Source organism: Actinosynnema sp. NPDC050801, assembly GCF_040673975.1.
Taxonomy (GTDB): domain Bacteria; phylum Actinomycetota; class Actinomycetes; order Mycobacteriales; family Pseudonocardiaceae; genus Actinosynnema.
Window position 1 is genome coordinate 456216 of sequence record NZ_JBFAQZ010000003.1, and the last position, 13536, is coordinate 469751.

Below are 13536 nucleotides of genomic sequence, written 5' to 3' on the forward strand. Positions count from 1 at the left end.
CTACGCCCCGTCGCACCTCCGGGACGGCAAGACCCACCGCACCGCCCGGTCCCGACCGCCGACCGCCGCGGTCAGGACCTCCACTGCTGGTTGGCCTGGCCGGTGCAGGACCACAGGACCAGCCGGGTGCCGTTGGTCGAACCCCAGCCCGAGGCGTCCAGGCACAGGGTGGACAGCGCGTTGGTGATCGTGCCGTCGGCGTTGACGTTCCACTGCTGGTTGACGCCGCCGTGGCAGTCCCAGATCGCCACCGGGGTCCCGTTGGTCGAACCCCAGCCGGAGGCCTCCAGGCACTTCGCGCCGTAGACCACCAGTTGCCGGTCGGCGGTGTGGGTCCAGCTCTGGTTGGTCCCGCCGTGGCAGTCCCACAGCTGGACCTGCGTGCCGTTGGTGGTGGTCGCCCCCGGGACGTCCGCGCAACGACCCGAGTGCACGCCGACGACCTGCCTGGCCGCGGGCGTGGTGGGATCGCCGATGCTGCCGGGCACGGCGCGCAGCGCGGCGTACCAGGTCGCGGCCATCTTGTCGTAGCCGGTGGCGGTCGGGTGGACCCCGTCGATCAGGTCGGCGGTGGTGAGCGCGGCGTGCATGTCGACCAGGTGCACGCGCTTGCCCGCGTCGGCCTTGTTCCGCACCATCGCGGGGATCGTGGCGTTGTACGCGCGGGCGGCGGACTCCCGCGCCTCGCCACCCATCGGGATGATCGTCGCGACGAACACGTCGGCGCCCGGCGCGGTCGCGGTGATGCGGTCGACGAGGGCCGACAGGCGTGCGGGCGCGTTGGCCAGGTCGTGTTCCTGGATCACGTCGTTGGTGCCGATGTGCAGCAGCACGGTGCGCGGGTCGGTGTTGCGCAGCCAGGTCACGACGTTCGCGTCGACCTGGTCGATGCGCCAGCCGGGGTGTCCCTCGTGGTCGTGGTCCCCCAACGACGCCGGGCCGTTGAACTCCCCGCCGACGAGGTCCACGCGGTGGTTGCCGCCGCCGAACCGCTGCCACAGCCCGATGCGGTAGCCGCCGGGCACCTGCGTCCCCTCGGTGATCGAGTCGCCCAGCGGCATGACCCGTGTGCCACCGTTGGATTCCGCGGCCGCCGGTGCGGTGGGCAGCAGCGCGGCGGCGATCAGCGCGGCGGCGCAGGCGATGAGCCGCCGTGACCTTATCTGCATCATGTTCTCCCTGGTCGACGCGAGCATGGTGCGTTAGCGCTAACATTTGGGGTCCCCGATGACGTGGATGTCAAGAAATCGGTCCACGTGAGACGGTCATTGCCGCACCGGTGGCGATGCCGCACATTGACGCGATGACACCAATTTCGACCCGAACCACGTTTGACACGTTTCATCGTCTCGATACGCACGACCCGTCTTGCAGCCGCGCAGCCCGGACGTTAACGTTCACATCCGCCACCCGGCAGGCTGGTGCGCACCGGTGCCCGGCAGCGTCCACAGTGGCCGCTCGTGCCCCCTGCCGAGTCCACACGGCGCAGCGACGGGGTCCGAACGAAATCTTCGACCTGGCGGCAACCTTTCGCCGAGCGGCGGCAACTGGGGGGCAGGTCCGAGTCGAGGAGTGCTGCTATGAGTGAGACCGAGTCCGCCGGCGGCCGGCGCGTGCGCCGCAGCGGTGGCGCCGTGCCGCGCGGACGACGCCGCGGGCGCTGGACGGCGATCGCCGTGGCGCTGGGCGTGGTGGCGTTCGTCGGTCCCTACCTGCTGTTCATGCGGGACGACCCGGAGGCGGTGGCGGTCGACGCGGCCGCCTACTACCAGTTCGTCTCCGTGCACAACGGCAACGCGCTGGACGTGGCCGGGGCGGACGACGCGGACGGCGCCCGGATCCAGCAGGAGCAGCTCGCCGCCGACTCCGCGAGCCAGCAGTGGCGGTTGCGGCCGGTGGAAGGCGGCTACTACCAACTGGTCAACCACAACAGCGGGAAGGTCCTGGGGGTGCGGAGCGGTTCGACGGCGCAGGCCAACGTCGAGCAGCAGTCGGACACCGGCGCCGTCACCCAGCAGTGGAAGCTGACCGATGTCGGCGACGGCGCGGTGAAGATCGTGTCGCGCGGCAGCGGCATGGTCCTGGGCGCGAACGACGGCTCCGACGGCCGAGCGGTCGTCCACTCCGCCGACCGGGGCGGCGCCGACCAGCGTTGGCGGCCGGCCAGGGCGAGGACCGTCGCCACGCCGTCTCGCCCCGCGATGGCCACCGGCGCGCCCAAGCCGACCCACAGCACGTCCACCGCCCCGTCCACGCCGTCCGAGCCGGCGACCGGCACGGGTGGTTACACCTGGCGCAACGTCCGGATCGCGGGTGGCGGCTTCGTCACCGGCTTCGTCTTCAACACCGCCCGCAAGGACCTGCTGTACGCACGTACCGACATGGGCGGCGCGTACCGCTGGGACGGCAAGGCCGGCCAGTGGGTGCCGCTGACCGACTGGGTCCCGGACTGGAACATGCTGGGCATCGAGAGCGTGGCGACCGACCCGGTCGACCCGGAGCGGGTGTACCTCGCGACCGGCACCTACACCAACGACTGGGCGGGCAACGGCGCGATCCTGCGCTCCACCGACCAGGGCAGGACGTTCGAGCGCACCGACCTGCCGTTCAAACTGGGCGGCAACGAGGACGGCCGGTCCATGGGCGAGCGGCTCGCGATCGACCCCGCCGACCACCGCACCCTCTACCTGGGCACCCGCAAGAACGGGCTGTGGCGCAGCACCGACCACGGCGTGACGTGGAGCCAGGTCGCCGGTTTCCCCGTCAAGGACGGCGCCAGCAGCGGGGTGGGCCTGTCCTTCGTGACCTTCGGGCCCGCCGGCAGCAGGACGATCTACGTGGGTGTCGCCGACAAGACCACTTCGCTGTACCGCTCCACCGACGGCGGCGGCACCTGGCAGGCCGTGCCCGGCCAACCCACCGGGCAGCTGCCGCACCACGGCGTCCTGTCCGGTGACGGTTCGCTGTACGTGACCTACACCGACGCACCCGGCCCGAACGGGGTGAAGGCCGGTTCGGTGTGGAAGCACACGCCGTCCAGCGGTGAGTGGGAGGACATCTCGCCGATCCCCGGCACCGGCTTCGGCTACGCCGGGCTGGCGGTGGACCCGCGGCGCCCGTCCACGGTGATGGTCACCACCCTCGACCGCTGGTGGCCTTCCGACGAGCTCTACCGCTCCACCGACGGCGGCGCCACCTGGAAGGCCCTCGGGGCCACGTCCGTCCGGGACGCCTCCGCCGCGCCGTACGTGGGCACCGGCATCGGCCACTGGATGGGCGCGCTGGCCATCGACCCGTTCGACTCCGGGCACGTGCTGTACGGCACCGGAGCGGGCCTGTGGGCCAGCCGGGACGTCACCGCGGCGGACAGCGGTGGCGACACGCACTGGACGGTCCCCGTGCGGGGACTGGAGGAGACCGCGGTCCTCGGCCTGGTCGTGCCGCCCGGCGGCAAGCTGGTCAGCGCCCTGGGCGACATCGGCGGGTTCCGCCACGACGACGTGGAGCGGGTGGCGGCCGCGGCCTCGTCCGGGCCGCGCTTCAGCAACACCACCGGCATCGACTTCGCGCAGGCCGAGCCGAACGTCGTGGTGCGGGTCGGCTACGGCGGCGAGGAGCGCGGTGCCCTCTCCACCGACGGCGGTGCCACCTGGACGCCGTTCGCGGGTGCTCCGGTGAGCGGCGCGGGCGGCGGCACCGTGGCGATCTCGGCGGACGGCGGCACCGTGGTGTGGACCGCGTCGGGGCAGGTGCCCCACGTCTCCGCGGACCGGGGCAGGACCTGGACGGCGTCCTCCGGCCTGCCCGCGGGCACGGCGGTGGTGGCCGACCGCGCCGCGGCGGGCACCTTCTACGCGCTCAGCGGCGGCACCCTGTTCGCCAGCACCGACGGCGGCCGGAGCTTCACCGGCCGTGCCGCCGGTCTCACCGGGGGACGTCTGAAGGCTGCTCCCGGCAACGCCGGCGACCTGTGGATCGCCGACGGCGGCGGGCTCTCGCGCTCCACCGACGGCGGGACGAGCTTCCAGGAGCTGGGCGCCGTGCGGGGAGCCACCGCCGTCGGCTTCGGCAAGGCCGCCCCCGGTGCCCGCTACCACGCGCTCTACCTCATCGGCACGGTGAACGGCGTCACCGGGATCTTCCGCTCCACCGACGTCGGCGCCACCTGGGTGCGGGTCAACGACGACCGCAACCAGTTCGGCGGCGCCGTCGGCGGTGTCATCACCGGGGACCCCGAGGTGTACGGCCGGGTCTACGTGGGCACCAACGGCCGCGGCGTGCTGTACGGGGAACCGTCCTGACCACCGGGCACGCGGGTGGGAGGAGGGCAGCCGACAGAGATGCTCCCTGATGACACGTCGGCGGAGTTCCACGCCTTCTTCCAACGGCACTACGCCGAGTTGTCCCGGCTGTCCTACCTGCTGACCGGCGAGGCGGATGCCGCGGACGACCTGGCCGCCGACGCCTTGATCGCCCTGTGGCAGCGCTGGGACCGGCTGCGCCGGGCCGACCACCCGCTGGCGTACGCCCGCGGCGTGGTCGCGAACCTGGCGCGGGAACGGATCCGCGGCGCGACGCGGGAACGCCGTCGGATCGCACTGTTCTGGTCACATCGACCGCAGCAGGCGCAGGACCCGGACGTGGCCGCCGTGGTGGACGTGCGGGCGGCCCTGGACCGGCTGCCGTTCCGCAAGCGGGCCTGCGTCGTGCTCCGGCACGCCTTCGACCTGTCGGAGAAGGACACCGCGCTGGCGCTGGGGATATCGGTCGGCGCGGTGAAGAGCCAGACCTCGAAGGGGCTGGCCGAACTGGAACGGATCCTCGGCGTGCGCGCGACGGGGGACGTGGTGGCGGGGAGGAGGAGTCGGTGAACGAGGAGATCAGCAGGCAGCTGCGGGAGGCCGCCGAGGCGCACCAGCCCGATCGCGGTCGGGTGCTGGCGCGCGTGGAGCGCGGCGTGGCCGGCGCCACCCCCCGCCGCCGGGCGCCGGGCATCGCGCGGTCCTGGCCGAAGGTGGCGCTCGCCGGCGTCGCCGCGGCCGGGATCCTGGCGACCGCGGGCCTCGTCGTCACCGGCATCGTCCGGACCGCACCGGCGCACCCGGACAGCGCGACCAGTGCCGTCGTCACGTCCCTGGGCGCAACCGCCGGCTCCACGGCCCCCGCGCGCACCACCGACGGCTCGGCCCCGCCGCCCGCACAGGGCAAGCCGGAGCGGACGACCACCGGCCGGTCGACGGCGGGCGACCCGGACCCGGTTCCGCCCAACGACGACCGGTCCACCGACGGGCCGCTGTCGTCGGAGGGCTCGATCGACCCGGACAGCCACGCCTACTGGACCGAGAGCAGGCTCACCCTCACCACCACCCATCCGCTCACCGCGCTCACCGTGGAACTGCGCATCACGCAGACCGGCGGCGTGCTGACCACCGGCCAGTGGCAGACCGGCCCCGGCGACGACTTCACCGTCACCGTGCAGGAGGTCGACGGCGCGGTGGTCCACCGCTGGACCCTCAAGCCGGACCGCACCGTGCCCGCCGGCCACCACGCCTTCGCCGCCCAGTACAACCACCCCGGCGGCAGCCGCGACGCCCGCACCGACGGTTACCGCGCGGAGGCCACGGCCGCCGACGGCGCCCACGCCGTCCGAGGTGACTTCACCCCCGCCGGGTGAGCGGTGCTCGAACGCGGTTGCGCGTCGTCCGATCCGACGGCTACGATGCGTGGCATCTCGTTCTCGTGGACGTAGGCGCTCAGTCCCCTCCACGACAGTTCTCACGAAATCCCGAACCGGCCGGACGTGGCTCACGCAGCCTTTCCCGGCGCGTCGACGGGTCCCACCGCGGCACGGCCGCGTCTGCACCATTCCCGAGATCAGGGAGAAACCCTTGAACCACAACGAGCACAACGAAACCCGGCTCGCTTCCGGCATCCTGGACATCGTGGACCGGGGCGCCGTGCTCCGCACCGACGGCTACCTGCCGGACCCGGACGACATCGCCGTCGCGGCCCGACTGGTGCGCGAGCACGGGTTGCGGCGCGGCGACGAGGTCCACGGCAGGGTCGCGCCCGCGGCCCGCGACGGCAAGGCCGCGCCACTGGTCACGGTCGAGGCCGTCAACGGCGCGCACCCGCGCCACTCCCCCGCCCGACCGTCCTTCGCCGACCTCGTGCCCACCCACCCGGACGACAGGCTGCGGCTGGAGACCGAGCCGCACGAGCTGACCACGCGGGTGGTCGACCTGCTGATGCCCATCGGCAAGGGGCAGCGCGCGTTGATCGTCGCGCCGCCCAAGGCGGGCAAGACCACCGTGCTGCGCGCGATCGCGCACGGCCTGGCCAAGAACCACCCGGAGTGCCACCTGATGCTGGTCCTGGTCGGCGAACGCCCGGAGGAGGTCACCGACCTGGCCCGAGGGGTGCCGGCCGAGGTCGTCGCCGCCACGTTCGACCACCCGCCGCGCGACCACACCGCGCTCGCCGAACTGGCCGTCGAGCGGGCCAAGCGCCTGGTGGAGCTGGGCCGCGACGTCGTGGTGCTGCTGGATTCCGCGACCAGGCTCGGCCGCGCCTACAACCTCGCCGCACCGGCGTCCGGGCGGACCCTGTCCGGCGGTGTCGACGCCGGGTCCCTCATCGCGCCCAAGCGGTTCCTCGGTGCGGCCCGCAACGTCGAGGGCGGTGGTTCGCTGACCATCATCGCCACCGCCTTGGTGGACACCGGCTCCGCGGGGGACGCGCTGCTCTTCGAGGAGTACAAGGGAACCGGCAACGCCGAGCTGCGGTTGGACCGCAGGAGCGCCGCCCGACGCGTGTTCCCCGCCGTGGACGTGCACCAGTCCGGCACCCGCCGCGACGACCTCCTGCTGACCCGGGCCGAGCACGCGGCCGTCCGGGTGCTGCGCCGGGCGCTCGCCGGCAAGGAGGATGCGATCGACGTGCTGCTCGACGGCCTGCGCAAGACCGGCGACAACGCCGAGTTCCTCACCCGCCTCGTGGCCGGCCACCACCCGCGTTAGTCCATTGTGGAACCCCCCGCAACAGTTTCGCGAACGCTTGTGGCGCGGTGTCCGACACCGCTAGAACTGGTCGGACGTCGGTCGGTTCAGGGGGGATCGCACATGCGCTCGATGACACTCTTGTTACCCGCGTTGGTGGCAGCGGCTCTCATCACGCCGGTAGCGGCGACCGCCCAGGCCGGACAGCCGCCGGACCCGGCGGCGTCCGGATGGACCATCACCGGCGCGCGGTTGGCGTGGACCGCGCCCGCCCCCGTCCCGCCGGGCGGCGCCGCGGTCGAGTTCTGGGAGGGCGACCGGCTGCTGGGCGTGCCGCGGCCCTCCACCGACCTGCGCACCTACACCCTCGACGCGGTCGGGTTCGACGACGTCGACGGGCTCCAGGTCCGGTTGTCGGGCAGGAGGTTGGACGCCGAGGAGCCCGCGCCCGCGTCGACCGCGGCCGTCGCGACACCGCCCGCGGCGCTGCCCGCCGGGATCACCGATCCCGGCCGGCCGGGCCCGTTCGCCACGCACAGCGGGGAGTACGAACTCGACCCGATCACCGCGCCCGGTTACCCGGTGCCGCTGGAGATGAAGGCCGTGGTCGTCGCGCCCACCGACGCGCCGGGCAGGCGGCCGCTGGCGCTGTTCCTGCACGGCAGGCACATCACCTGCTACAACGGGACCCAGATGCTGTTGGAGTGGCCCTGCCCGGCGCCGGCCAAGCCGGTGCCGAGCCACCGCGGCTACCTCCAGGCGCAGCGGCTGCTCGCCTCGCAGGGCTACGTGACGGTGTCCGTGTCGGCCAACGCGGTCAACGCCCACGACACGCTGGACGTCGAGGCGGGCGCGGGCGCGCGGTCGGCGCTGGTCCGCGCCCACCTGGCCAGGTGGGCGGACTGGGCGGGCGCCGGTCGCGACTCGGCGCCCGAGGTCGTGCGCGCCTCGCCCGTCGCCGACCTGGCCGAGGTGCTCCTGGTCGGGCACTCCCGCGGTGGCGAGGGCGTCAACCGGGCGGCCGTCGACAGCCTCACCCCACCGGCCCCGGGCAGCGGCCACGACGGACCGGTGCGCTGGACGATCAGGGGCGACGTGCTCATCGGCCCGACGATCTTCGGGCACAACCCGGCGCCGGACGTGCCGTCGGTGACGATCCTGCCCGGCTGCGACGGCGACGTGTCCGACCTCCAGGGGCAGCTGTACCCGGACGCGACCCGCGGCGTCAGCCGTGGCGCGGCCCTGCACAGCGCGCTGTACTTCGTCGGCGCCAACCACAACTACTTCAACACCGAGTGGACGCCCGGTCAGGCGGAGGCCCCGGCGCAGGACGACTTCCGCTCCCCGCCCGAGGACGCGGTGTGCTCGCCGGGAACCGCCACCCGGCTCACGGCCGAGCAGCAGCAGACCGCCGGCGCCACCTACATCGCCGCGGCGGCACGGCTGTTCGTCGCGGGTGACCGGCGCGTGCTGCCGCTGCTCGACGGGTCGGGCGTCCGCGCACCCTCGGCCGACCCGGCACGCGTGCTCAGCCACGCCGTCGGCGGCGCGCGCTCCCCGTTCGTCGTCCCCGACGGCGCGACCTCGGCGGGCGGTGCCGCGCAGGTGTGCGCGCAGGTCTCGGCCGACCCGGCCGCGGCGTGCGTCGATCCGGCCGACACCCGGCCGTCACCGCACTTCGTCCGGTTCAACCGCATCGTGCCGGAATCGGGCAGGTTCGCCGTGGCACTGCGGTGGACCGGGGACGGGCGGGCGGCGACCGTGCGCCCCGGCGCGCCGGTCTCCCTGGCCGGGGCGCGGCACCTGGCGCTGAGGCTGGCCGTGCCGCCGAACACCGCGGCCAACCGCTTCGACGTGGCCGTCACCGACACCGCCGGGCGGCGCGCACAGCTGGGGTCGGTGACGCTGGACGGGTTGCCCGCCACCCAGCGGATCTCCGCGCGCTGGGCGCAGGAGGTCCGCGTGCCGCTGCCGAAGCACGGGCTCGACCTGCGCCACGTCGCCGAACTGGAGCTCGTCCCGCACGGCGGCTCCGGGCAGGCGTGGCTCATCGACGCCCACGGCTGGGCACCCGGCCTGCCGAACCCGCGCCCGGTGGCGCTGCCCCGCGTCGACGTGGGTGCGCTGACCGTCGCGGAGGGCGACTCCGGCACGCGGACCGTCCGGTTCCCGGTCTCGGTCACCGGCGACGGCGCGGGCTCCGTGCGGGTGTTCGTCCAGGACGAGGACGGCCGCGCGTACACCGAGCGGCTGGTGGCGATCGAGCCGGGGCAGCGCGAGGTCGAGGTGCCGGTGCAGGTCAACGGCAACACCCGCTGGAGCCTGGACGCGAGGCGGGTGGTGCTGGTCAAGGCGGTGCGCGGCGTGGTCGTCGGTCACCACACCGACCGGTTGACGGTGCCGAACGACGACCCGGTGCCGACCATCACCGCCACCCCGGTCACCGACGTGGTCGCCGAGGGCGGCACCCTGACCTGGCGGGTGGTGCTGTCCTCGCCGACCGACTCGAACTTCACGGTCCGGGGCCTGCCGAAGGCCCCGGACGGGGTCGAACTGTCCACAACGGACGTCGACGAGGTGTGGTTCCGCCAGCGCGTCTCCCAGGAGGACCCGCTGCCCTCGCGGCCGTTGTCGACGACCGGGTTGGGGGTGACGGCCTACTTCCAGCGCGGAGAGGTGAGCAGGGACGTGTCCGTGCTGACGGTGGCCGACGCGGAGGTCGAACCGGACGAGCGGATCCGCTTCGACCTCGCCTCGCTCACGCCTGGTTCCGTCGGCGTCTCGGTGACCGGCACGGTCACCGACGGTGCGCCCGGCGGGCGGTGACCGACAGGGGTGCGGACTCGCCCGTCCGCGCCCCTCGGTGCCCCGCCGACACCGCCAGGTCGTCTTCCCGAGCCGTGTCCCCGGGTCGTTCCCCGCACTGAGAACCAGCTCAAATTGTTAGCGCTAATGAGATTTGGGTAGCCGTGCGGTGGTCTTGTCCGCGGCAAACGGCGTGCGCTACGGTGGCCTGGGAGCGCTCCCAATCGGGTCTGCCCGATACCTGGCGACGACCAGTACGCACCCTGCTCGCAAGGAGGCGAAGCATGGCTCTACGTGCGCAAACGGCCTTCGGGTCCGTAGTTGTCCACGCCAGACCCGGCTCAGCCCTCACCGCGAGCGCCCACCGGCGCGTCTAGCAACGCCATCACTGTGGTGCACGTCGACCGCCATCGACGGAGCATGGTGCCGCATCACTTCTGTTAGCGATAACAAGGCGAGTCGCCTTGCATTTGCGAGAGAGGAACACCATGCGAGATCCCCTCGCGACCAGGAAGAAACCGATCCCCCGCTCGCGCCTCAGGGCGGCGTCCGTGGTGGTGCTGCTCGGCCTCGGTGTCGTACTCCCGGTACCTGTCGCGTCGGCCGCCGTCGTCGACACCAACGCGTCGTACGTGCTGGTCAACCGCAACAGCGGCAAGGTGCTGCAAGCACGCGATCGCGCCACCTACGACGGTGCCCCGATCTCCCAGCACACCCGCGACAACGGCGCCTGGCAGCAGTGGCAGTTCGTCGACTCCGGCGGAGGCTACTACCGCATCAGGTCCAAGCACAGCAACAAGGTCCTGAGCTTCACGTCCACCGCGGAACGGGCCGGCCTGGTGCAGAGCACCGACGCGAACCGCACCGGCCAGCAGTTCCGGTTGGCCGACTCCGCCGGCGGCCACGTGCGCCTGCTCAGCCGGGCCAGTGGCAAGGCCGCGGGCGTGCTGAACTCCTCCACCGCCGAGGGCGCGCGGGTCGTGCAGCTGACCGACGTCGGCGGCGTCCACCAGCAGTGGCAGTTGGTCAGGCTCACCACCGACACCACGTCGCCGACCGCGCCGGCCAACCCCCGCACCTCGAACCTGACGTGCACCGGGGTGACGTTCTCGTGGTCGGCGTCGACCGACGACGTCGCGGTGGCGTTCTACGACATCTACCACGACGGACAGCTCATGACCTCGGTGCCGGGCACGGCGCTGTCGGCCGCCCTGACCGTCGTGCCGGGCGCCACCTGGGGCCTGTACGTCAACGCCCGCGACGCCGCGGGCAACGTCTCCCAGGCCAGCCCCACGGTCACCATCACCGTGCCGCAGTGCCAGGCCGACGACGAGCCGCCCACCACCCCCACCGGCGTGACGGCGACCGCGTCCGGCACCACCGTCACGGTGCGCTGGACGCCGGCCACCGACAACATCGGTGTCGCGGGCTACGAGGTGCTGCGCGACGGCGCCCAGGTCGGCTCGACCAGCGGTGCGAACACGACCTCCTTCACCGACAGCGGCCTGGCCACGGACACCCGCTACGAGTACCAGGTGCGGGCACGCGACGCGCAGGCCAACCGCTCGGCCGCGAGCGCGCCGGTCGCCGTCACCACGGGCGCCTCCTGCGCCACGGCGCTGTGCTCGGTCACCGGGGTCGCCACCGAGACCGACCTGCCCTGGGGCCTGACCACCCTGCCCGACGGGCAGGTGATCTACGGCCGCCGCGACACCTTCGAGGTCGTCCGCCTCGACCCGGCCACCGGCACGAAGACCGGCGTCGGGCGGGTACCGGGCGCGGCGGGGACCGACGGCGAGGGCGGGGTCCTGGGCATCGCCGTGGCCGCCGACTTCACCGCCGACCCGTGGCTGTACGTCATGCACACCAGCGCGACCGACAACCGGGTCGTGCGCATCCGCTACACCGGCGGCGCGCTCACCGGCACCCCGCAGGTGCTGCTCACCGGCATCCCGCGCAACAAGTACCACAACGGCGGCCGGCTGCGCTTCGGTCCCGACGGCAAGCTCTACATCGCGACCGGCGACGGCCAGAACGCCGACTGGGCCCAGGACCGGGCCAACCTCGCCGGCAAGGTGCTGCGCATCAACCGCGACGGCACCATCCCGTCGGACAACCCCTTCGGCACCTCGGTGTGGAGCTACGGCCACCGCAACCCCCAGGGTCTGGCCTTCGACTCCCAGGGCCGGTTGTGGGAGCAGGAGTTCGGCAACTCCGTCATGGACGAGACCAACCTGATCGTCCGCGGCGGCAACTACGGCTGGCCCAGCTGCGAGGGCACCACCGGCAGCTGCGACGAACCGGGCTTCGTCGCGCCGAAGCGCACCTACCCCGTCGCCGAGGCCTCGTGCAGCGGCATCGCCGTGGTCCGCGACGCCCTCTACATCGCCTGCCTGCGCGGGGCGCGGCTGTACCGGGTCGAGATCTCCGGCGAGAACCTCACGAACGCCGAGCAGTACCTCACCGGCACCTACGGGCGGCTGCGCACCGTGGAACCGTCCGCCGACGGCGGCCTGTGGCTGACCACCAGCACCCGCGGCGACAAGGACAGCATCGCCAACAACAGCAACGAGAGCATCCTCAAGGTCGAGCTCGGACGGTGAAACCGGTCGCGGGCCGGGACAACCGGCCCGCGACCTTCCCGCTCACGAAAGGTGGAGTCACCATGACTCACCGCAGGACTCCGCGTCACCGTCGCATGAGGACGTTGACGGCGGTGGCGATCGCCATCGCGGGCGCCGTGGCACCGGCGCCCGGTGCGCTCGCCGACGCCGCGGCGGCCTCACCGTGCACACCGGGAACGACCTACGGCCCGCCGTTGCCCACCCAGGCGGTGGCCGCCCAGCTCATCCGGAGCGGGTTCAACTTCCTCGAAGGCCCCACCTGGGACCAGCGGACGGGCACCCTGCTGCTGTCCCACATGCAGAACCCCACCGGCCCCCAGGGCGTGCAGCCGTCGGCGGTGCTCCGGTTCACGCCGCCGGCCACCTTCGACTCGTTCATCGCCGCCTCCGGCAGCAACGGCCTGGCGATCACCCCCGACGGCACGCGGCTGCTCGCCGCCACCCACGACGACCGCACCGTCTCCTCCTACAGCCTGACCGACCGCAGCCGCACCACCGTCGCGGCCAACCACCTCGGCCGCGCGTTCAACTCCCCGAACGACCTGGCCATCGGCCAGGACGGCACCACCTACTTCACCGACCCCAACTACCAGCGCGGCAACCGCGCCGACGAGCAGGGCGGTCGCACCGGTGTCTTCCGCGTCCGCGACGGCGTGGTCAGCCTCGTCGACAACACGCTGCGGCAGCCCAACGGCATCGTCCTGTCGCCCGACGGCAGGACGCTCTACGTGGGGGCCACCGGCAGCAACGCGATCGTGAAGTACACCGTCTTCCCCGACGGCACCACCGGCAACCGCACGACGTTCGCGAGCATGCGGACGCCCGACGGCGCCACCGTCGACTGCGCGGGCAACCTCTACTGGGCCTCCTACGACGAGGGGCTCGTCCACGTCTTCTCCCCGACGGGCGCACGCCTCGGCACCATCTCCGCCGGTCGCAACACCACCAACGCGGCGTTCGGCGGACCGGACGGGCGGACCTTGTACATCACCTCCGGCACTCCCGGGGGCGGGTTCGGCCTCTACCAGACGCGCCTCAACGTGCCTGGCAACCACTACTGAGCGACCCGGATTCCAGGACGTTGCCGTGCCCGGTCCCGTGGGAGGTGT

8 protein-coding genes are annotated in these 13536 nt (G+C 72.9%); 7 read left to right on the forward strand and 1 reads right to left on the reverse strand.

Annotated elements, in window-relative coordinates; all coding sequences use genetic code 11:
* Positions 1 to 71: 71 nt before the first annotated feature.
* Complete coding sequence (locus tag AB0K14_RS10055) at positions 72 to 1196, reverse strand: ricin-type beta-trefoil lectin domain protein (RefSeq protein ID WP_364337825.1); 1125 nt, start codon at positions 1194 to 1196, stop codon at positions 72 to 74.
* A gap of 384 nt (positions 1197 to 1580) precedes the next feature.
* On the opposite strand from AB0K14_RS10055, the gene AB0K14_RS10060 reads away from it, so the two are divergent.
* The 7 genes from AB0K14_RS10060 (at position 1581) to AB0K14_RS10090 (ending at position 13488) form a co-directional block, all read left to right on the forward strand.
* The gene (locus AB0K14_RS10060; protein ID WP_360463729.1) at positions 1581 to 4301 is read left to right on the forward strand and encodes an RICIN domain-containing protein; all 2721 of its coding nucleotides are present in this window, start codon (positions 1581 to 1583) and stop codon (positions 4299 to 4301) included.
* A 39-nt stretch (positions 4302 to 4340) separates the two neighbouring features.
* Positions 4341 to 4871, forward strand: a complete 531-nt coding sequence (locus AB0K14_RS10065) for a SigE family RNA polymerase sigma factor (RefSeq protein ID WP_360463731.1) — start codon at positions 4341 to 4343, stop codon at positions 4869 to 4871.
* Complete coding sequence (locus AB0K14_RS10070) at positions 4868 to 5674, forward strand: hypothetical protein (RefSeq protein ID WP_360463734.1); 807 nt, start codon at positions 4868 to 4870, stop codon at positions 5672 to 5674. Before AB0K14_RS10065 ends, AB0K14_RS10070 begins: the two co-directional genes overlap by 4 nt.
* Before the next feature lie 214 nt (positions 5675 to 5888).
* Positions 5889 to 7019, forward strand: coding sequence for a transcription termination factor Rho, short form (locus AB0K14_RS10075; RefSeq protein WP_360463737.1), 1131 nt, complete (start codon positions 5889 to 5891; stop codon positions 7017 to 7019).
* Between the two features lie 111 nt (positions 7020 to 7130).
* A complete protein-coding gene (locus tag AB0K14_RS10080) occupies positions 7131 to 9824 on the forward strand; it encodes a hypothetical protein (protein ID WP_360463739.1) in 2694 nt (897 codons plus the stop codon).
* A 467-nt stretch (positions 9825 to 10291) separates the two neighbouring features.
* Positions 10292 to 12406 (forward strand): PQQ-dependent sugar dehydrogenase, encoded by a 2115-nt coding sequence (locus AB0K14_RS10085; protein ID WP_360463742.1) that lies wholly within the window; start codon positions 10292 to 10294, stop codon positions 12404 to 12406.
* 95 nt (positions 12407 to 12501) lie between these two features.
* A complete protein-coding gene (locus tag AB0K14_RS10090) occupies positions 12502 to 13488 on the forward strand; it encodes an SMP-30/gluconolactonase/LRE family protein (protein WP_360465931.1) in 987 nt (328 codons plus the stop codon).
* The last annotated feature ends 48 nt before the right edge of the window (positions 13489 to 13536 follow it).

What these genes read in the sequence shown, in the direction of transcription:
- AB0K14_RS10055 (WP_364337825.1), bottom strand. Translation starts at nt 1,196, where the DNA reads ATGCTCGCGTCGACCAGGGAGAACATGATGCAGATAAGGTCACGGCGG.
- AB0K14_RS10060 (WP_360463729.1), top strand. Translation starts at nt 1,581, where the DNA reads ATGAGTGAGACCGAGTCCGCCGGCGGCCGGCGCGTGCGCCGCAGCGGT.
- AB0K14_RS10065 (WP_360463731.1), top strand. Translation starts at nt 4,341, where the DNA reads ATGCTCCCTGATGACACGTCGGCGGAGTTCCACGCCTTCTTCCAACGG.
- AB0K14_RS10080 (WP_360463739.1), top strand. Translation starts at nt 7,131, where the DNA reads ATGACACTCTTGTTACCCGCGTTGGTGGCAGCGGCTCTCATCACGCCG.
- AB0K14_RS10085 (WP_360463742.1), top strand. Translation starts at nt 10,292, where the DNA reads ATGCGAGATCCCCTCGCGACCAGGAAGAAACCGATCCCCCGCTCGCGC.
- AB0K14_RS10090 (WP_360465931.1), top strand. Translation starts at nt 12,502, where the DNA reads ATGAGGACGTTGACGGCGGTGGCGATCGCCATCGCGGGCGCCGTGGCA.